This is a genomic window from Paraburkholderia sp. GAS334 (genome assembly GCF_050436625.1).
Taxonomy (GTDB): domain Bacteria; phylum Pseudomonadota; class Gammaproteobacteria; order Burkholderiales; family Burkholderiaceae; genus Paraburkholderia.
Window position 1 is genome coordinate 1 of the sequence record NZ_JBNDMO010000039.1, and the last position, 19,870, is coordinate 19,870.

The following is a 19,870-nucleotide window of genomic DNA, read 5'->3' on the forward strand; positions in this document are numbered from 1 at the left end:
CGTATCTGATGAAGGAGCACGGCGTGCTGGTGGACCGCCTGCCGACGCTCGACGTGCTCGACGACGTGATGTACAAGTCGATCGCCGTCGGTTTTACGTTCTTCACGATCGCGACGATTCTCGGTGCGCTGTGGGCCGCCGAAGCGTGGGGCGGCTACTGGAGCTGGGACCCGAAGGAAACGTGGGCGTTGATCGTCTGGCTGAACTACGCGGCATGGCTGCACATGCGGCTGATGAAGGGCCTGCGCGGCAATGTCGCCGCCTGGTGGGCGCTGACTGGCCTGCTGGTGACGACTTTCGCGTTCCTCGGCGTGAACATGTTCCTGTCCGGGCTGCATAGTTACGGAAGGCTGTAAAAGAACGCTGGCGTGCTCGCGCCTTCCGCACGTATCGCCGGCTTGCGGATGGCACAGCTCGATGGGCGAAACACTTGCGGGTCTCCACCCATCCCTATAGGCGAGTGTTCCTACTTCCTCCTGCTCCTGATTCGGGCAAGAATGTAGTCACGGGTCCGGGTGCCCCGTGATCCACGGTCGGAGAGGCCGCCATGAGACGCATATACTTTTTGCTGCCGAGCACGCAATGTGCGCAGATGATCGTTGGCGAGCTCCTGTTGAAGCGGGTCGAGTGGCGCCATATCCATGTGATTGCCAACCACAACGTGCAGCACGACGATCTGCCGGCGGCCACGCTTGCGCAGAGTAGCGACTTGCTTCATGCCCTCACGCGAGGGACGGCGGTGGGTTGCGCGACGGGAATGTTGACGGGCCTGATCGCGTTGGTGTTTCCGCCTGCCGGCCTGACCATTGCGGGCGGCACGGTCGTTGCGCTCACGCTCGCGGGCGCCGGGTTTGGCGCATGGACAGCGACGATGATCGGTATCGATGTACCGAATACGCGGTTGAAGCGATTCGAAGAGGCGATCGAACGGGGCGAACTGCTGATGATGATCGACGTCCCCGGCAATCGCGTCGAGGAAATCGAGGCGATGATCAAGCTCCACCACGCGGAGGCGGACATCCAGGGAACCGAGCCGACCATTCCGGCGTTTCCGTAACCTGCTCGCGGGCTCAGCAACGATGCAGCGATGCGACAAAGCCGGCGCGCGCCGACGCCCGGACGCGCCTCTATGCCATTCGTCTCGATACGGCTTACCGCAACAGCGTGAGACGTTAACTAGCCGCGAGCAGGCGCCGATAGCGCTCCAACACCCGCGGGACGTACTGGCGTGTTTCCGGAAGAGAGGGCACACGGTAGCCGGCCCGGATCACGGCATTTTCCCCGGCGTTGTACGCGGCCAGCGCGAGTTCGACATCGTCCTTGAACAGATCGAGGAGGAAGCGCAGATAGCGTGCGCCGGTCAGCACATTGTCTCGCGGATTGAGCATGTCTCCACCCGCAAAGCGACGTGCGGTTTCCGGCATCAACTGCATCAGTCCCAACGCACCTTTGTCCGATACCGCCTTCGGGTTGTATCGGGATTCGACGTCGATCACGGCGCGCAACAGTTCACGCTGCACGCGGAAGGTGCGGCTCGCTTCGTCGATGACATCTGCAAACTGCGCGATGTCGATGCCGCGCGATGCAGTGGCGCCCGCACGCTTCGCGTCGCGTCCGGGAGGCGGGTCCCCTGCGACGATGACGGCCAATCCCGGTTTACCCGGTACGTTGGTCAGGACGATCGCGCCATTGTTGTCGACCGCTCCAAAAATCTCTGCGCGCACAACATCCGGCGACGCCATGCCAAGCACTACGCATGCGACAAGTATCGCGTTTCCCGACCAGGATGAAGGGCTGCAGCGCATAGTCGTGTTCTCCCGCACCTGAATTGTGGTGTGGAGAAAAGGGCATCTGCAATGGGGCACCTCCCTACACTTTGCAACGCGAGGCGAGCGCATCCGCGGCCTGTGCAGAAATGTTACGTGCGTAACGAACCGTAATCATCGCGAGCCTCACTTTAGTCGCCGGAACTTCTTCGTCCTGGTAAATCATTTCCGCTTCGGGTCGATAGACGGTGACCTATGTCTTTCTGGTCGACATAGCGCGTGATCTCTGCTCCATCCGTATTGCTACTAATCTCCAGTTCGGGGCAAATCAGTTCAAATTTGAAACATTTGGGTGGGTATTTGGTCGCATTCAATTTCGTACCAATTCCACATACTGGTCGCTACTGGCTTGCAGGGCGGTGGCGTGAACCTTGCATTTGACAATTCGAGAACATGAGGTTGCATCAGTAGTGAAAGGGAAATTCAGGAAGCAGAGAAGAAGCAAAAGACGAGACGTGCGGTAGCGCCGTTTAACGACTCCATTGCATTGTCCCGACCGGTTCATGACCACCGGGAGCCTCCAACGTGAATATCAAATACCGCGTCGTGATCGCCGAAGATCACGATCTGCTACGCAACGGTCTGCGTTCGATGCTTTCGGCGCAAGGCGATTACGACGTCGTCGGCGAAGCGAGAGACGGCAAGGAAGCCTGTCAGATGGCAATGACGCTCAATCCCAACCTGATGCTGATGGATCTGTCGATGCGTGGCATGAATGGAATCGATGCCAGCGCGGCGATCAAACGGCGATCGCCGAACGTGCGCATCGTGGCGCTCACGGTTCACCAGAGCGAAGAATACGTGCGTGAGGCGCTGCGCGCCGGCGTCGAGGGTTACGTGCTGAAAGACGTCTCGTTCGATGAACTCCTGATCGCCATGCGCATGGTCATGCAGGGGAAAAAACATTTGAGCGCAGACGTGTACGGGCACATGGTCGACTCGTTCGTCACGGGACACGAAGCACCCGCCCCAAAGAAGGCGTGGGATGTCCTGACGGCGCGAGAACGCAGCGTGCTCAAACTGATCGCCGAAGGGTGTACCAACCGGCAGGTAGGACAGTACTTGAGTCTCAGTCCGAAGACGATCGAAAAGTATCGCGCCAGCATGATGCACAAGCTCAATATCGCCAATTTGACGGAACTGGTTTTGGTGGCGATCAGTATGGGCCTGCTCACTTCTCTGGCCGCGAAGTGCTCCGAGCCGGACGCCGACGACACTCTGGTCCGGCTACCAGTTAATCCGGAGTCGCCGCCTGAATCCATTACGGACACGGACTTGCCAAAATACAAGCTCGGCGGCGCGGCGTGATGAGCGCGCGGCGAAGGCGCGCTAAATAATCCACGCCGCCGAGACCAGCGTTCCGCGCGTACCTGACGACTGGATCGAAAACATGCCGCCGTGCGACTCGACCCGGTGTTGCATGCCGATCAGGCCAAGGCCTGTTGCCCCTGCTTCCTCCGTCGACAGGGGCCGGTTTTCGTAACCGATGCCGTTGTCCTGAATCGTCATCAACAGACCGCCCGCCATGTGCCGGAAACCGAGCGTGATTTCCGTGGCCCCCGCATGTTTGACGATGTTGTTCAGCGCTTCCTGAGCGACTCTGAACATATCCGCCTTCAGATGTTCCGGCACGTCTCGATCGTCGACATCGGAGTCGAAGCAGACTGAGATGTCGTCGGCGCTGCGCTCGATGCGTCGGCATAGTGAGCCCAGCGCGGCGGGCAGGCCAAGCTGATCGAGCATCACCGGACGCAACTCGCCGCAGATGTGCCGCACATCGCCGATCGTTTCGCGGATTCTGAGCACGGTTGCGTCCAGCAGATGCGCCGCGTCGTCGACCTGGCCGCGGCGTATGCGCATCAGTGCGTCCTCGGCCATCAGCTTGACGAGCGTTAATGACTGCCCGAGACCGTCGTGCAGTTCCGCCGCGAGGCGTTGACGTTCTTTCTGTTGGCCCATCGTCAGATACGTCAGGCGGTCCCGCGCATTCGCTTCGGGCAGGTCCGCGGCGTCCGCCAGGCCGGTCTCTGGAGTCAGCGGCTCCTCGAACAGCGTCAGCAACGCACTGCGCCCGGCCTCGCCCGTGGGAACCGACTGCTGGTGCAGCATGAGCCGGGTCGGCTCACCCGTCCGGGCGCCGAGCACCGCGCTAAAAGAATGAAACTCGCAATGCGCGCTCACGGACAATTCGCTCGCCAGCGCGGCGAAAAAGCCGTCCGGCGCCATGTCCAGAAGTTGCTTGCCGATCAGGTCGGCGCTCGAGTAGCCCAGCAGGGCCGCAGCACTGCGGTTCGCCGAGAGGAATGTGCCGTCCGGCGTGAGAACGGCGAGTGCGGCGCCGCGCGCATCGGTCACGCTACCGCTACCCGGTAAGTTGGGTTTCGCCGCAACGCAAAGCCTTCGCATTGCCTCGATCAGATCGAGCAACTTCACCTGTAGTCCCTCGGGCTCACGGGCATCCATTGGACCTCCCGATGCGTTGGCTTAAGGGAATCGTAAGCCGTTGCCCGATTGTAGGTCACGACCGACGCTCGCTGCAACGGGGCAACCGCTGGGTTGCCAAGTGGGGAGCACCCGGTTGCATGCGGCGGGATTTCCCTCGGGCGGGCATACCCTACCGCGCTTTGGGGGCCCTCATCCAATGACGCTAGCGCGCAAATTCATGAGACTAAATGTGTAAGGTGGCGCGCCTTCCATGCGGTCACGCATCGTGTCGATGCCGAGCCTGGGAGAGCGATCACCGGCGGGCGTAGGTGGGGTCCCGGCCTGTTCATCTCCGGGTTGCCGGAACGATTCGTCAGCGCTGTTGCGATGCCGGTGACCGACACAACCCGCGTCTTGCGCAACCGAACATTGTTCCCACTTCTGGAGACCGCGATGAGAACGACCCACGCAATCCTGATCGGCTCAGCCCTGCTGACCGGCGCCGCACTGACAGTCCCCGCAGCACGGTGCGCGTGGGCCGCAGACGCGGCCGACGGCGGCGACATGCATATGCATCATCACATGATGTCGGGCACGATGCGCTCGACCGTCGACTACACGCTGCCGCCGGTGAAACTGATCAGGGAGGACGGCAAGACGGTCTCGCTGATCGATGAACTGAACGACGGCCGCCCGGTGATCCTGACCTTCATCTACACCACCTGCACGACCATCTGCCCGATGGTCAGCCAGACGTTCGAAAAGTTGCAAAGCGAGCTGGGCAGCGACCGGGACAAGGTCCACATCGTGTCGATCTCGATCGATCCGGAACAGGACACGCCAGCACGTCTCAGATCGTATGCCGCCAGATTCGAGGCGGGTCCGGAGTGGCAGCACTATACCGGCACTGTTGCAGCGAGCATTGAGACGCAACGCGCCTTCAACGTCTATCGGGGCGACAAGATGAATCACACGCCGGTGGCTTTCGTGCGTGCGGCGCCCGGCAAGCCATGGCTGCGTATCGACGGTTTCGCGACGCCAGCGGAGCTGCTGAGTGCCTACCATGACGCCGTTGCCTCGAACTAATCGCACATCGTCACGCAAGGAGCGATGAAATTGGCGAACAAGCATCGTGTGCTGATTGCGGACGACCAGCATCTTTTGCGCAGCGGTCTTTGCCGCATGGTGTCCGAACTGGACGACTACAGCATCGTCGGCGAGGCGAGCGACGGACTCGAAGCGTATCGTCTCGCCCTCGCGACGATGCCCGACCTGATCCTGATGGACCTGTCGATGCCGGGCGGGAGCGGTTTCGAGGCAATCGCCGCGATCAAGCACAACGCCCCGCAGATTCGAATTATCGTTCTCACTGTTCACCGTAGTGAAGAACACGTGCGGGAGTCGCTCGCTGCGGGCGCCGATGGTTATGTGATCAAGGATGCGTCATTCGAAGACCTGGTCGGTGAGATGCGTCTTGTCATGCAGGGCAGGCGCAATACGAGTCTCGAGGTTGGCAGGCACTGTGCTGCTTCGCGCGACCTGGTCCCGGTGACACCGCAAAAAACGCAGCGGTGGGACGCATTGACCGGCCGCGAGCGTTCAGTGCTGCGACTCGTGGTCGAGGGGCACACCAATCGGCAGGTCGGCGAGCACCTGAAACTCAGCCCGAAAACGATAGAAAAACATCGCGCGAGCCTGATGCGCAAGCTGGGCATCACGAACGTGGCCGGTCTGGTCCGCATCGCCATCGACATGGGCGTCCTGACGCTGCCCGACGAAGAGCACGTGCGTTATCCGTCCACCTGAGGACGGCGCAACTGGAGGGTCTTTACCCATGTCTTTGGACGGCTCTCCCTACTTCTTGCCCGTATCGACCTGAACAAGAATGCATTCAACGGCCTCGGCGACGCCGAGGCGGTCGGTCGATACAGGGGGGAGCCGTGCACATCCAGTTGACCTCTATCCAGTCCGGCATGCCCGGGCATCGGTGGCATGGCGCCCACCTTGCGACGAATACACGACTCAGCCGCGGCTTCACGCTGCTCGAACTGCTCGTGGTGATGGTCATCATCGGCTTGCTGGCAGGCCTCGTCGCCCCGCGATATTTCGAACAGGTTGGCAAGTCGAATACGAAGATCGCGCGCGCGCAGATCGTCTCGCTGGGTCAGGCACTCGATCAATACCGGCTGGATGTCGGGTCCTATCCGACGACCGAAGAGGGCCTGGAGGCGCTCGTGACCAAACCGCAGAATGCAACGCGCTGGAGCGGACCGTATCTGCAGAAGGCGGTGCCGGTCGATCCGTGGGATCGCCCCTACCAGTACCGTTCGCCGGGTGAGCACGGCGACTATGACCTGTTCTCGCCTGGCAAGGACGGGCGAGGTGGCGGCGTGGGCGAAAACCAGACTGTCTCTTCGTGGTAACGGCGCGTCGCGCGGTTGGTACGACGCCAGGCCGGTAGTGGATTGTTTGCAAGGAGAGTCGACGTGAGGTACGTGCTGCGTGTCTTCGATACCAGTGGCTCAGTCCAGACGCTTCGTATCGACAGCGATTCTTCGTCGACTGCGGCTTCGCTCGCACGTGCGCGCGGCCTGCGCGTGGTGTCGGTTCGTGCCGAGGGCGGCCGGCAGCGCCAGCGGGCGAACTGGCGGGCGATGCCCGGCGCGAGGTTCAACGTCGAACTGTTCGCGCGCGAACTCGCGGCATTGCTCGATGCCGGCGTCGGCGTCGTCGACGCACTGCGCACGCTTGGCGGCAATGAGCGCCGCGAAGCTTCGGCACAGGTGTATCGCGACCTGTTGCGGCAACTGGAAGAGGGGCAGTCGCTATCCGCCGCACTCGAGCACGCGAGCCACATCTTTCCGCCGGTTCTGGTTGCCTGCGTAAAGTCAAGCGAGCAGACCGGCGGTCTCGCGGATAGCTTGACGCGCTATTCGCGCAATAGCGCGCTGCTTCATGAACTGCGCGGCCGGGTGGTGTCAGCGGCGATCTATCCGTCCGTCCTGCTGCTGGTGGGCGCAGCCGTCGTGCTATTTCTGCTGGGTTTCGTCGTGCCGCGCTTCGCAACCTTGCTTGAACACAGCGGGCGCGAACTTCCGCTGCTCTCGCGATTGCTGATGGCCTGGGGCGGCATGGTGCATGCCCACGGTGCGGAGTTAAGCATTGGCCTGGCTGTGCTGGTGGTGGTGGCCGCTTTTGCGCTGCGCAGGCCAGTGGTCAGGAACTGGATTGCCGATCGCATGCTTGCGCTGCCTGGCATCGGGCAACACTTCCGGGTCTTTCGCCAGTCGCAGTTTTATCGCACGACCGCGATGCTGGTCGACGGCGGCATTCCCGCCGTGCGCGCCTTCGACCTCGCGCAGGGCCTCGTCGGCCGCGCCGATCAGGCCGCGCTCGCCGGCGCCCTGCAGCAGGTGCGCAACGGCGCAAAGATCTCCGACGCCTTTCAGCAGGCGGGGCTCGCCAATGCGATTTCCTACCGGCTGCTCACCGTTGCGGAGAAGACCGGCGGCCTTGGGCCTGTTCTCGACCGCATCGCCGCGTTTCAGGAGGCGCAGGTGTCGCGCGCGATCGATCTGCTCTCGCGCCTGATCGAGCCCGCGATGATGATTGTTATCGGGGTGGTCATCGGCGGAATCGTCGTGCTGATGTACATGCCGATTTTCGAAATCGCATCGAGCATTCAATAGTCCGTCTTGGGGAACACGCGTGGATACCGTCAGCACAACACCGGACAGCCTCAGCACCGAGCAGCGCGGCGACCTGCGCGACGCACTGCGCACGCTCGGCGAGCGCCATGGCTCCGGCATTCGCGCGCTCGAGGAGTTGACGGCGCAGACGGCGTTGAGCGCGGACGAGATGTGCGTGCGACTGGCCGCGCAATTCCGCATGAAACCGATCAGCATGCGCGAGCTGAATCAGTACGAACCCGATTTCGACGTGCTGTCCTTTGTCGAAGCGACGACCCGCCTGTGCATCTGTTTTCGCGAGACAAACGACGCAAGCAGCACACACAGCGGCATGGGCCTGCTGTTTGTGATCGCCGATCCGCTCGATGCCCGCACGCGTGGCTGGGTCGAACACCGGATGCGCTCGCGGCCGACCGTGCCGTACCGCTGGGCGCTCGCGAGCGCGGGGGACATCAACGCGTTTCTGGCCGTGCGCGAAAAGGACGTGCGGGCGATGGACTCGCTCGCGTTCGACGATCCGATCCAGCGCGCGACGGATCCGTCATCCCTGGCGTTGACGCTACAGGGAATCAGCAACGACGACAGCCCGGTGGTGAGGCTCCTCAATTCGACGATTTATGACGCGCTGAAGATGATGGCAAGCGACATCCACCTCGAATGCCGCGCCAACGGGTTAATGATCAAATGCCGTGTGGACGGTGTGCTGACCGTGGTCGGCCGCGTCGAAGGCCGCGACGTCGCGGACCAGGTTCTGTCGCGTGTGAAGGTGATTTCCGAACTCGATATTGCGGAGCGCCGCGTTCCGCAGGACGGGCGTTTCAAGGCGCAGTACGCGGGCCGCGAGATCGACTTTCGCGTGTCGATCATGCCGAACCAGTTCGGCGAGGACGCGGTGCTGCGGATCCTCGATCGCTATCAGCTGTCGCAGGCCTCAGGCGGTCTGACGCTCGAAGCGCTGGGCTTTCAGCAGGCCGATACGCGCTTCATGCGCTCGGTCGCGTCGATGCCGTACGGGATGCTGCTCGTGACCGGCCCGACCGGCAGCGGCAAGACCACGACGCTTTACGCGATCCTCACCGAGATCAACAGCGGGCTCGAGAAGATCGTCACCATCGAGGACCCGGTCGAATATCAATTGGGCGACATCCTGCAGATTCCGGTCAACGAAGCGAAGGGGCTGACGTTCGCGCGCGGACTTCGGTCGATTTTGCGGCACGACCCGGACAAGATCATGGTCGGGGAAATCCGCGATGCGGAAACCGCGCAGATTGCCGTGCAGGCCGCGCTAACCGGTCACCAGGTATTCACGACCGTCCACGCGAACAACGTGTTCGACGTGATCGGCCGCTTCACGAACATGGAGGTCGACCCCTACAGCTTCGTGTCCGCGCTCAATGGCGTCGTCGCGCAGCGTCTGTTGCGGCAGTGCTGTCCGGACTGCACGACCGATGAAACCGTCGACGCGGACACGCTGGTGCGCTCGGGCATCGATCCGGACACTGCCGGCAGCTACCTCTTTCACCGCGGCACGGGCTGCGCAACGTGCCGCGGCAGCGGGTATCGCGGACGCCGCGCGATCGCGGAAGGCTTGCGCATGAACGACGAGTTGCGGCAACTGCTGTCGGAGCGCGCGCCGCTCGGCGCGATCAAGGCGGCGGCCATGCGCTACGGCATGCAGACGTTGCGCACGGCCGCGATCGAACTCGTCAGGCGTGGCGAAACCACACTCGAGGAGATTAACCGTGTCACGATGGTTGAATAATCCGGTCGCAATCGGCGTCGGCACGCGCGAGATCGTCGTGGGAGCGGGCACGCCCTGGCTGTCGCGTCTGCGCAAACCGGCACCGGCTAGCGAGCCTGTCAGGGTCGCGATGGCGCAAGAGCAGTGCTGCACCGAAACGGGCGTGCTCGACGCGCTGCGCGCCGCGCTTTCCCCCGCGCTCACCCCTCCACCCGCCGACGCCGTCGCGCCAGCGGTGCAGGCGCCTGTGCAGAAGCGCAGTGCCTGCCTGGTGCTGGACGACTTCTGGGGCAATCACGCGATCCTGCGCGGCGATTTCCGCACACTGCGCCCGCGCGAACTTGAAGAGATCGTGCTGGCCCATTTCACCGATACCTACGGGATCGACGGCGAGTCGCTGCGGGTGCGCTTCCGCGTGCAACGCGGCGGCCGGGCACTGTTTGCCAGTGCGCTGCCGCACGCGCTGCTCGACGGCATCCACGAGGTGAGCGCGTCCGAAAACGTCGGGATCAGCCGGCTGAGCCTATGTCTTCCGCAGATGCTCAATCGCATCGGCAGTGGCGCCGACGGCGGCGAGGCGCTGCTGTTGTTCGTCGCCGACGAGTTGCTGCAGGCGGTCATGATCGAACAGGGGAACTGGGTTGCCTACGACTCGCAGCGCCTCTTTCCGGGCGATGCAGGCGATGCGTCCCGGCTTGCCGTGCTGGCCGAGCAACTGTTCGAACGCTCGGCGACCAAAGCGAACCTCCGGCGCGAAGACTGCAACATCTATCTGTTCGGGATCGAGACCGAGCTCGGGCCGTTCGCCCGGCATTTTGCCGAGGCGTTCCGGCTGGAACAGCCGGCGATGGACTGCTCGCCTGCGCAGCGACTGATGGAGTATGCGCAATGATCCCGCACCTCGACATCGACTTCAGCGGACGCCGTGCCCGCCCTGCGAAGGGCGGCATGATCCTGCTGGGCATCGCTGCTGTGCTGCTGCTCGCGAGCGGTGGGCGGCTCTGGCATGCGTACGCGGAAAACGATCGCGCGCAGGCGCTACTGGACGTCGTCCGGCAGCACACGCTTGCGACCCGGCACGCGGCGAAGGCGCCGCCGACGCCCGCCGCCAGGCTCGCGGAAAAGCAGAGCCAGTCGGTTCTGCGTGAACTGACGGTGCCGTGGCAGGACCTCTTCTCGATTGTCGAAGACTATCCGGATCACGATGTCGCGTTGATCGGCATCGATCAGAACCCCGCGCAAAGCCAGATCCGGATCACGGCCGAAGCGAAGAACTTCGACGCGATGATCGCGTACCTGAAGTATCTGCAAAAGAGTGTGCTGCTGCGGCAAGCCGTGCTCAACGGTCACCTGATCGAGACGAATGTGCCGGGCAAACCGGTGCGTTTCCAGATCACGGCCGTCTGGAGGAAATCATGAAAGCGGACCAGTTGCGGGACAGGCTGTTGACGCTGCGCTTCGAGATGCAGCGCTCGTTTGGCATGCCGGGGTTGCTAGGCGCGCTGGTACTTGGCGCAGCCGTCGTGGTGAGCGCCGCGATTCCCGGTGTGGAGTCCGAGACGCACGACATGAACGCGATGCAGGATCCCGCCCGCCTCGCGCGTGCGGCCAGAACTCACGACAAGGTCGACAACCGCGATGCGGCGGCGGATGCGATCGCGCTCGAGGCGTTGCCCCAGCTGTTCCCGGGGTTTGCGCAAAGCGCGGACGATATCGCCGTGATCCTCGCGCAGGCCCGCGACGTCAATCTGACGCTCGGCTCTGCTGAGTATCAGGTAGCGAGCGAATCCGGTGGGCGCTTCACGCGTTATGAGGTGCTGCTGCCGGTCAAGGATCAGTACAGCGCAATCCGGCATTTTCTCGCGTCGGTTCTCAACCACGTGCCGAACGCGGCGCTCCAGGAAATCCACGTCGAGCGTCCCGCGGTAGACGGCAACATTCTCGATGCACGGGTCCGCTTCGAGCTCATTTATCGGGCAGCGCAGCCATGAAACCCGCTCTCGTCAAACGCGTGCTGCAGACGCTCTGCGGAATCGCTGCCGCGGGGGCCGGCTATCTCGCGCTGGTGGCAGCGACACACACGCCGGCGGAGCTTGCCGCAATCAACGTCCAGCACCGTGACGATACACGAGCGCGGCCGGCTTCCGTTCATGGCCAGCCCTTGCCGCACACAGCCTCGCAGGCAGCCACGCGCGCGAGCACGCACGCAGCGGCGCAAGCCCCGGCTCCTGCGTCGCACAGCACGGCCGCCAGCGCAACGCCGGCGACACCACGCGCGAGGCTCATGTCCCTGCGCGCGCCGCTGTCCATCGAGTCGGCCAACAATCCGTTCGCCGCTTCTTCGTGGCTGCCGCCGCCTCCCGTCGTGGTGCCGGTCGTACCTGAAGTGCGCGCGGCTGCGCCCGTTGCGCCGCCGGTGCCCTTCACCTACCTCGGGGAGCTGGATTCGAAAGCGGCGAAGCCGCAGGTATTCCTCAGTAATGGGGACCGGTTGCTGATCGTCTCACCCGGTGAAGTTGTCGATGACCAGTATCGCGTCGAATCGGTTTCCGAATCCGACGTGGTGCTGACCTATCTGCCGCTGAACCAGACGCAGACCGTATCTATTCCAAGAGAAGGAAAGTAGATGAAAACCTCACGCACACGGGGTGCGAGCCGCAATGGGGACGGCGGCCGAACGCTACACCTCTCGCCTGTCATTCAGTTCCGAGACCTGTTTCGAGACCCGCGCGCGCCGATCGGGGAGGCCACCAGGCGACGTGTGCTGGTGGTCGTCATGTCAGCGCTTGCGTTTGGCGGTTGCATGCAAGTGCCGACCCGACAGACCGATCCGACCAACGCCGAGCTGAAACTCGACTATCTGCGCGATCGCAATGCCCAGGTCAATGCGCTGCTCGATCAGGCCGATGAGCTCCGGAAGACCTATCAGTTCGATGCCGCCATCCAGAAGCTCTATGCGGCAAGCCAGATCGATCCGACCAGCGAACGCGGGCGCAAGATCGGCGCCCTGATCGACGAGGACCGCAGGGATCTCGGAATCCTGCAGGAAGCGGACCGGATGATGGGGCGCGGCTCGTATGCCTCGGCGGCTGAACGCGTGCACCGCGTGCTGCTCAAAAATCCGACCAATGCGCTGGCGATGCAGTTGCAAAAGGAGATCGACGAAAAGATTCAGCAGCAACGCGCAGACAAGCAGGAAAAGCTTGTCGCGTCGTCCATCATGCGTACGCCGGTCTCGCTGCAGTTTCGTGACGCGAACGTGCGCATGGTCTTCGAAGCGTTGTCACGCACTTCGGGATTGAACGTCATCTTTGACCGCGACGTCCGTGCGGACCTGAAGACGACGATCTTCGTGACGAACGCGTCTCTGCAGGACACGGTCGATATGATCCTGATGCAGAATCAGCTCGACAAAAAGCAGCTCAACGCGAATACGCTGTTCATCTACCCGGCAACGCCCAGTAAGCAGCTCGAGTATCAGGAATTGAAGGTGCGCACCTTCCAGTTGTCGAACGTCGAAGCCAAGCAGGTCCAGTCGCTGCTGAAGAGCCTGCTGAAGATCAAGGAAGTCGTGATCGACGAGCGTGCGAATACCGTGACGATCCGCAGTACACCGGACACCATCCGGGTTGCCGAAGAGATGATCGCCGCGCACGATTTGCCGGAACCGGAGGTGATGCTGGAAGTCGAGGTGCTGGAGGTCTCGCATGAGCGCATGTCCGATCTCGGGATCGAATGGCCGAACTCGTTCACGATGTCGACGCCGAGTACGGCGAACACGTGGGGCGCGTTGCACCATCTGCCCATCAATGCGCTGAATGTCAGCGGCCTGTCGGCGACAGCGAACTTCAAGCTCACCGATACGGACGCGAATCTGCTGGCAAGTCCACGCATCCGGACGCGCAACAAGGAGAAGGCCCGGATTCTGATCGGCGACAAGCTGCCGGTGATTTCGAGCTCCAGCACGCCGAGCACGAGCGGTCCATCGTTTACCCAGATGATTCAATACATCGATGTCGGCATCAAGCTCGAAGTCGAGCCGCAGGTGTATCGCGATGGCGACGTCGGCATGAAGCTGAATCTCGAAGTCAGCAATATCACCAAAACGATCCAGAGCGGCAATTCGCAGACCGGCCTGAGTTCGCTTGCGTATCAGATCGGAACGCGTAGCGCGTCGACGAGCCTGCGCGTCAGGGATGGCGAAAGCCAGATTCTCGGTGGCCTGATCTCGGACGAGGACCGCAAGAGCGCCGACAAGGTGCCCGGCCTCGGACAGTTGCCGGTGCTCGGACGCCTGTTCTCGGACCACAACGGCGATCATGTGAAGACGGAGATCGTGTTGCAGATCACACCGCATATTGTCCGGCCGCAGCTTGCGGCGGATGTGGACACGCAGGAGGTCTGGTCCGGCACCGACGTCAACGTGCATGCCGACCAGCTTCGACTCGATCCCGTCACGGTCGCCGCGCAGGCGCCCGGAGCGACTGCCGTGAAGCCGCTGCCCGGCAATGTGGGCGGCGGCACGACCGGCGGCGCGTCCGGCCGAACGGGCGCACCGGCGAACCGTTCGATGGAAGTGCCGCCCACCGGCGCGTTTGGGCAACCGCCTGCAGCGCCGCGCACGACGCCGCCGCCGCCACCCTACGGCGGACGTTTCTCGACGCCGTATGCTGCGCCTGCGGCGCCGCAGGTTCCCGGTACGCCGCCGGCAGCTGCCGCGCAGGCGGCGGAGCAGTCGGGCGGCGAGGCGGAGCAGGGCACCGGGGCAAGCGTGGCGCCCGCGCCGGCTCAGGCGCCGGCAGCACCCGCGCCCACACCCGCGCCCGCGCCTCCTCCGCCCACCCTGGTGATGCCCCCTGGCGACATTCCGAACGATAACCCGCTTCACTCCATTCAAAACGGGTACTAAGCCGTGGCTATCCCGACGAACGCGATCCGTATGCCTCGCGCAGCCCGGCTCGATCAGCGCGGCTTCACGCTGATCGAGCTGGTGATCACGCTCGCGCTCGTGGGTATCCTGGCGCTCGCGATCATGCCGTTCTCCGAACTGATCGTGCAGCGTCAAAAGGAACAGCAATTGAGCGCCGCGTTGCGTGAGATCCGTACGGCACTCGATGCCTACAAGGACGCGAGCGACGCGGGTCTGATCGACAGGGAGGCGGAAGCGTCCGGCTATCCGCCGTCGCTGACTGTGCTTGTGACAGGCGTGCCGAATGCGAAGGATCCGAAAGGCGGCCTGCTGATGTTCCTTCGCAACGTGCCGCGCGATCCGTTCTTTGCAGGCGAGCCGGATACGGCTGCGGAAGATACCTGGAACGTGCGGCCCTATGGAGTGCCGCCGGATCAGGCCAGCGCCGAGGGGACGTCCGGGAATGATCAGGCGAACAAGGATGTGTTCGATGTGTCGTCGAGATCCGGTCGCGTCGGCATCAACGGCATTCCGTACAAACAATGGTGACGGTGCATCATGAAACCCGTTCATACGCTCAGGCCCTGCGGTTTCACGCTGATCGAACTGGTGGTCGTGATGGCGATCATCGGCTTGCTGCTGTCGATTGCGGTGCCGCGTTACATGCACAGCATCGAACGCGGCAAGGAGCAGGTCCGGCAGCAGAACGTCGCGGTGATGCGCAATGCAATCGATCAATACTACGGCGACAACGGCCAGTATCCGGAGACGCTCGATGAACTGGTGGCGAAACACTACCTGCGCGCAGTTCCGGTCGATCCAGTCAATGGAGACGAGAAGTGGGCGGTGATCGCCTCGCCGGACGACACCAAGCCGGGCGTATACGACGTCGCACCCGCGAGCAGTGCGCAGGGTACGCCCGCCGATACAGACGGAGCCAGCAAATGAGGCATCGCGTTTCGTCATTGCGTCTTGGCGCGCGCATGACATCGGCTGCCCGGCTTCGAAACCGGCCTCGCGCCGCGCGCCAGCGTGGGCTCGTGCTGCTGGCGCTATTGATCGCGCTGATGCTGATTTCGGTCGCGTTGTTGGGTGCGCTTGACGTCTGGTCGTTGCAACGGCAGCGCGAGCAGGAGACGCAGCTGTTGTTCGCCGGCGATCAGTACCGGCAGGCAATTGTGCGGTATTACCGTGCCGGCCGCGTTTATCCGGCGTCGGTCGACGATCTGCTGGACGACACCCGCTTCCCGGTTCCCATGCATCATCTGCGTCAGGCATACCCGGATCCCGTCACCGGTAAGAACGATTGGCTTTTCTTGCGTCAGGGTGATCGCATTTATGGCATCTATAGCAGCTCGGAGGCGCTGACGATCAAGCGCGCGGAGTTTCCGCGGCGATATCAGGACTTCGAGAACGAGCAGACTTACGGTGGGTGGAAGTTCATCTATCTGGCTCCGGGGCTGCGCGGCAATCCCGCCAATGCTGGTGGTGCGGCGGCACCCGGCAATCAGGTGAGGACCCTTAACCCGCAGAATGGAGCGGGGTGGCGTCCGTTGGTGCCCGGTCCGTCCTTGTTGCGGTAGCGCGGTGCCGCCTCGATGCGGGAGGGCGCGGTCCTTTGTCGACGCGCCGCGCCGCATTTCCGTCCTGCTCCCGAGGCCCCGCGCCCGCACCACCAGCCCCGCTGAAAAGGCCAGGGTGTTTTTCACGGATCCATCCCTAAAGTGTTGGACCGGATTGCCGATATCCCATGGATGGACAAGAAAACCCCGACTCCGCGCGATGTGCACGAAGTCTTCGCCGCTGCCGCCCTGACGCTCGCACTTGTTTGTCGTCTACGTCGCATTGAGGGACACGAACTCGACGATGCGCAAGTGAACGAGTTTCTGTTTGCGGCGATCGATGAACACCTCGGGCCAGACGTCGTCATCGGCGAGATTCTCAGCCGGAGGAACTGACTGTCGACGAAAGCTGGCTGGGCATAACGTTGTTTCTAATAAATTTCCCCAGTGTTTCACAGGAGGAGGCATGGACAGCAGGTTTCAGATTTCGGATCCGCTTAAAGACGTATTCGGTGACTCCCTGAACTTCTACGTCATCGACGGTGATGAGACGGTGGCCGCGCGCGTATCCCTGATTGCGCTTTCGGTTCTGGCGCGTGGAGAGCACCCTCAAGTGGCTTTTGCCCGCAATAAGGAGAGAATTCGAAAGGTGGCATACGCAGTGAGGCGAGCCAATCCGAAAGTCGGGCTTCTCACACTGAATGCCACCCATTTCCTCTAAACAAGACATCCCACGCGCCCTCGCCCGCACCATCGCGAAGGGGCTTTGACCTCCAAAAATGACAAAATCGTAATCTGGGCGTTCGTATCCCGTCAGTCGTGATCTGCCAACATCGGGTCACGCTCTCGGGACAACGTCATGAATCTGCTAGCCTCAATCCGGATCTTCGCCAGGGTTGCCGAATCGCTTAACTTCGCCGATGCAGCCAGGGTACTCGGCGTGTCCTGCTCGGTCGTCACGCGTGGTGTCGCCGCCCTCGAAGCCCACCTCAACGTCCGGTTGATCAATCGAACGACACGGCGCGTCTCGCTGACAGCCGCAGGGCAGATCTACTGGCAGGGGTGCATCGATCTTCTCCGGCAGCTCGACGCGATGGAAGAGATGATTGCGTCCGCAACGAGCCAGTCGGTCGGGTCGCTCAAGATCGCCGCGCCTTCATCGTATGCCACCACCGATCTTGGAGACATACTCGCCGCCTATCATCGCGAGGAACCGCTCGTGAACTTCGAACTCACGGTGTTCGACAATATGAAGCACGTTGTCGCCAATGATTTCGACGTGTGCTTCACCGCGGAACATCGCCTGAGGGATTCGTCGCTGATATGTCGATCGCTCGCACAGACGCAGGACGTCATCGTCGCTTCACCTGCCTACCTCGCGCGACGTCGTGCGCCGAAGAAACCGCAGGATCTGTCCGACCACGACATCCTGCTCGGCGCGGACGCACCGAGCCGCTACTGGGAGTTCCGCGACACGAACGGCGCGCACCGCGTGGTGCTGCGACCCGTGATGAACGCACAAAGTCCTGCCGTGGTGGCGCGGGCGGCCGAAGCCGGCCTCGGGATCGCACGGCTTTCCAGATCGCTCATACACGACCAGATCGAATCGGGCACGCTTGTCGAACTGCTGGGCAATTTCCTGCTGGACAGCAATGAGCGGACCGTATGGATCCTGTACTCGCGACGCCGTCATATGCCGCTTTCCGTGCGCAGTTTCGTCGACTTTGTCGTGTCGCGCTATCGCGAGGAGAAGTCGTCGCAGACCCGATCCGATACTTTAGTTCCAGCGTAATCCGCTATGGGCGTGGGCTGGACGCAACGTCATTCCAGCAACACTGAATTGCCGGATTCCCCGCATTTTGATGACCCTAAAGTGTGCGCAACCCAACGGCGCACGGGACTGACCGATAGCGGCGCCGTGAGGGTGAACATCACACAAAGGATCCACTACTCATGAAGCGATTTCTGGTTACGGGCGTATCGTTGGGATGCGCCGTTCTGCCACTTTATGCGTCGGCGCAGAGCAGCGTGACGTTGTACGGTTTGATCGACGAAGGTTTCAACTACACGAGCAACGTCGGTGGTCATTCGAACTATCAGATGGAAAGCGGTTTCGCGCAGGGAAGCCGCTGGGGCGTCAGGGGCCAGGAAGATCTCGGCGGTGGTCTGAAAGCGCTGTTCCAGCTGGAAAACGGCTTCGACGTGAACTCGGGTGCATTGGGGCAGGGCAGCCGGATGTTCGGCCGGCAAGCCTATGTCGGTCTTGCGTCCGACAGGTTCGGTACGGTGACGCTCGGCCGGCAATACGATTCTGTCGTCGACTATCTGGCTCCGCTCACTGCAAACGGAAACTGGGCCGGGTATCTGCTCTCGCATCCGTACGATAACGACAACACGGATAACTCGTTTCGCCTGAACAACACCGTCAAGTACACGAGCAACACCTACAACGGGTTCTCGTTCGGCGGCCTCTACGGTTTCAGCAACCAGGCCGGCGGTTTCAACGATAACCGCTCGTACAGCTTCGGTGCGCAGTATGTCGGGTCAGCGCTTTCAATTGCTGCGGCGTACATGCAGATCAACAATCCGGGCGCAACGTCGGGCGGATCGCTTGCAACGAACGATACGGCCTTCACGGCCGCCCGCGAACGCGTGTGGGGAGCAGGGCTCAACTACACGATCGCAGGGGCAACGACGCTCGGATTTGTGTACTCCCACACCGACCTGACTGACGCGACCGGCTCGGTCTACGTCGGTAACTTCGCCAATCCGGCCAGTTCGCTGAAATTCGACAACTTCGAACTGAACGCGAAATACCAGTTCACGCCGAATATCTTCGCCGGCGCGATGTACAACTACACGCTCGGACACTTCGACAGCGCGGCGGGCAGTTCAAAGCCGAAGTGGCACCAGTTCGGCCTGATGGGCGACTACAAACTGTCGCAACGGACCGACGTGTACGTTCAGGGCATGTATCAGCATGTGTCGGGCGCATCGTCTGTCGCGGCCCCGCTGAATACCGCATTCATCACCGGCGCGGACGCACCGTCTTCCACCGCGAACCAGTTTATCGCGCGTGTAGCGATGCGGCATACGTTCTAAACCAGGAGAGACGGGCCGCCCTCGATGGACCGAAGGGCGGGCCATCCGGCCAGCGGCGATGCCGGGCTGTGCAAGCCCGGCGCATGATGAAATCCGGCAAACGGCGCATCGACCTGCACCGGCTCACGCATCAGTTCGACGACGAAGCGCCCGAAGCGACTGGCGACGTTTGCGACGCAGTGGCAGTGGCGCCATCCTGACCGTGCTGGATTGCGTAGATTTCGCGGTTGCGCGCGATCTCCTGTTCGGACGGCGGGTAGTCACTCTTGCTCGTCGGCACGAGTCCGTCTCGCTGAGCCTCGGCCAGTTGCGCGATCACTTCGGCACGCGTCAGTTGCGGCGCGGTGCTCTGTGCGAACGCGTTGGCGCCGAATGACAGGGTGAGGGCAGCAAGAACCATAGTGGTGGTCAGTTTCATGGTGAGTCTCCAGTAAGTGGCGAGGGGAACGTGAATCGCTGCACAGATGGCTTCGATCCCGTTTGTCCAGGTGCGCCATTCACCCGAACCATGGTTCCCATTCTTGGCCACCGACCTTGTCCGAACGCTGACCACAAGATTACGTTTTCGTCATCTTGAACCCGGCGTTGCGCGCCCTCCCGTCATGCCCACCTCATGC

General features: G+C 62.4%; 23 protein-coding genes. 20 read left to right on the plus strand and 3 right to left on the minus strand.

Going from position 1 to position 19,870, the window contains the following annotated elements:
* Window positions 1-356, plus strand: a 356-nt coding sequence (ccsA, locus tag P3T21_RS34295; protein ID WP_429260335.1) for a cytochrome c biogenesis protein CcsA, incomplete at its 5' end; no start/stop codon positions are given.
* A gap of 191 nt (window positions 357-547) precedes the next feature.
* Window positions 548-1,057, plus strand: a complete 510-nt coding sequence (locus tag P3T21_RS34300) for a DUF1269 domain-containing protein (protein ID WP_429260336.1) — start codon at window positions 548-550, stop codon at window positions 1,055-1,057.
* 115 nt (window positions 1,058-1,172) lie between these two features.
* On the opposite strand, the gene P3T21_RS34305 is transcribed toward P3T21_RS34300, so the two are convergent.
* Window positions 1,173-1,805 (minus strand): lytic transglycosylase domain-containing protein, encoded by a 633-nt coding sequence (locus P3T21_RS34305; RefSeq protein WP_429260337.1) that lies wholly within the window; start codon window positions 1,803-1,805, stop codon window positions 1,173-1,175.
* 546 nt (window positions 1,806-2,351) lie between these two features.
* Here P3T21_RS34305 and P3T21_RS34310 point away from each other — a divergent pair.
* A complete protein-coding gene (locus P3T21_RS34310; RefSeq protein WP_429260338.1) occupies window positions 2,352-3,134 on the plus strand; it encodes a response regulator in 783 nt (260 codons plus the stop codon).
* Window positions 3,135-3,155: 21 nt separating this feature from the next.
* Here P3T21_RS34310 and P3T21_RS34315 read toward each other — a convergent pair whose 3' ends face one another.
* Window positions 3,156-4,289, minus strand: coding sequence for a histidine kinase (locus tag P3T21_RS34315; protein ID WP_429260339.1), 1,134 nt, complete (start codon window positions 4,287-4,289; stop codon window positions 3,156-3,158).
* Between the two features lie 414 nt (window positions 4,290-4,703).
* Between P3T21_RS34315 and P3T21_RS34320 the strand changes: the two genes are divergently transcribed.
* The 17 genes from P3T21_RS34320 to P3T21_RS34400 all read left to right on the plus strand — a co-directional run bounded on the left by P3T21_RS34320 (window position 4,704) and on the right by P3T21_RS34400 (window position 19,253).
* The gene (locus P3T21_RS34320) at window positions 4,704-5,336 is read left to right on the plus strand and encodes an SCO family protein (RefSeq protein WP_429260340.1); all 633 of its coding nucleotides are present in this window, start codon (window positions 4,704-4,706) and stop codon (window positions 5,334-5,336) included.
* A 24-nt stretch (window positions 5,337-5,360) separates the two neighbouring features.
* A complete protein-coding gene (locus P3T21_RS34325; RefSeq protein ID WP_429260341.1) occupies window positions 5,361-6,056 on the plus strand; it encodes a response regulator in 696 nt (231 codons plus the stop codon).
* Between the two features lie 167 nt (window positions 6,057-6,223).
* Window positions 6,224-6,673 (plus strand): type II secretion system major pseudopilin GspG, encoded by a 450-nt coding sequence (gene gspG, locus P3T21_RS34330; RefSeq protein WP_429260371.1) that lies wholly within the window; start codon window positions 6,224-6,226, stop codon window positions 6,671-6,673.
* Between the two features lie 63 nt (window positions 6,674-6,736).
* Window positions 6,737-7,939, plus strand: coding sequence for a type II secretion system F family protein (locus P3T21_RS34335; protein ID WP_429260342.1), 1,203 nt, complete (start codon window positions 6,737-6,739; stop codon window positions 7,937-7,939).
* 19 nt (window positions 7,940-7,958) lie between these two features.
* Complete coding sequence (locus P3T21_RS34340; protein WP_429260343.1) at window positions 7,959-9,701, plus strand: GspE/PulE family protein; 1,743 nt, start codon at window positions 7,959-7,961, stop codon at window positions 9,699-9,701.
* On the plus strand, window positions 9,694-10,572 hold the full coding sequence (locus P3T21_RS34345) for a hypothetical protein (RefSeq protein WP_429260344.1): 879 nt from the start codon (window positions 9,694-9,696) through the stop codon (window positions 10,570-10,572). Before P3T21_RS34340 ends, P3T21_RS34345 begins: the two co-directional genes overlap by 8 nt.
* Window positions 10,569-11,099 (plus strand): hypothetical protein, encoded by a 531-nt coding sequence (locus P3T21_RS34350; RefSeq protein WP_429260345.1) that lies wholly within the window; start codon window positions 10,569-10,571, stop codon window positions 11,097-11,099. The genes P3T21_RS34345 and P3T21_RS34350 overlap by 4 nt, the downstream gene beginning before the upstream one ends.
* On the plus strand, window positions 11,096-11,671 hold the full coding sequence (locus P3T21_RS34355; RefSeq protein ID WP_429260346.1) for a hypothetical protein: 576 nt from the start codon (window positions 11,096-11,098) through the stop codon (window positions 11,669-11,671). The genes P3T21_RS34350 and P3T21_RS34355 overlap by 4 nt, the downstream gene beginning before the upstream one ends.
* Window positions 11,668-12,306 (plus strand): hypothetical protein, encoded by a 639-nt coding sequence (locus P3T21_RS34360; RefSeq protein WP_429260347.1) that lies wholly within the window; start codon window positions 11,668-11,670, stop codon window positions 12,304-12,306. Before P3T21_RS34355 ends, P3T21_RS34360 begins: the two co-directional genes overlap by 4 nt.
* A 150-nt stretch (window positions 12,307-12,456) precedes the next feature.
* Complete coding sequence (locus P3T21_RS34365) at window positions 12,457-14,589, plus strand: secretin N-terminal domain-containing protein (protein ID WP_429260372.1); 2,133 nt, start codon at window positions 12,457-12,459, stop codon at window positions 14,587-14,589.
* Window positions 14,590-14,619: 30 nt separating this feature from the next.
* Entirely contained in the window at window positions 14,620-15,138 is a 519-nt protein-coding gene (locus tag P3T21_RS34370) for a type II secretion system protein (protein ID WP_429260348.1), read from the plus strand.
* A gap of 9 nt (window positions 15,139-15,147) precedes the next feature.
* Complete coding sequence (locus tag P3T21_RS34375; RefSeq protein ID WP_429260349.1) at window positions 15,148-15,537, plus strand: type IV pilin protein; 390 nt, start codon at window positions 15,148-15,150, stop codon at window positions 15,535-15,537.
* Window positions 15,538-15,572: 35 nt separating this feature from the next.
* Window positions 15,573-16,172: a type II secretion system protein gene (locus P3T21_RS34380; RefSeq protein ID WP_429260373.1), complete on the plus strand. Its 600-nt coding sequence runs from the start codon at window positions 15,573-15,575 to the stop codon at window positions 16,170-16,172.
* Between the two features lie 171 nt (window positions 16,173-16,343).
* On the plus strand, window positions 16,344-16,547 hold the full coding sequence (locus tag P3T21_RS34385) for a hypothetical protein (protein ID WP_429260350.1): 204 nt from the start codon (window positions 16,344-16,346) through the stop codon (window positions 16,545-16,547).
* A gap of 70 nt (window positions 16,548-16,617) precedes the next feature.
* Entirely contained in the window at window positions 16,618-16,872 is a 255-nt protein-coding gene (locus P3T21_RS34390) for a hypothetical protein (RefSeq protein WP_429260351.1), read from the plus strand.
* 138 nt (window positions 16,873-17,010) lie between these two features.
* The gene (locus P3T21_RS34395) at window positions 17,011-17,943 is read left to right on the plus strand and encodes a LysR family transcriptional regulator (RefSeq protein ID WP_429260352.1); all 933 of its coding nucleotides are present in this window, start codon (window positions 17,011-17,013) and stop codon (window positions 17,941-17,943) included.
* A 161-nt stretch (window positions 17,944-18,104) separates the two neighbouring features.
* Window positions 18,105-19,253 (plus strand): porin, encoded by a 1,149-nt coding sequence (locus P3T21_RS34400; RefSeq protein WP_429260353.1) that lies wholly within the window; start codon window positions 18,105-18,107, stop codon window positions 19,251-19,253.
* 130 nt (window positions 19,254-19,383) lie between these two features.
* On the opposite strand, the gene P3T21_RS34405 is transcribed toward P3T21_RS34400, so the two are convergent.
* Window positions 19,384-19,671 (minus strand): DUF4148 domain-containing protein, encoded by a 288-nt coding sequence (locus P3T21_RS34405; RefSeq protein ID WP_429260354.1) that lies wholly within the window; start codon window positions 19,669-19,671, stop codon window positions 19,384-19,386.
* Window positions 19,672-19,870 lie beyond the last annotated feature (199 nt).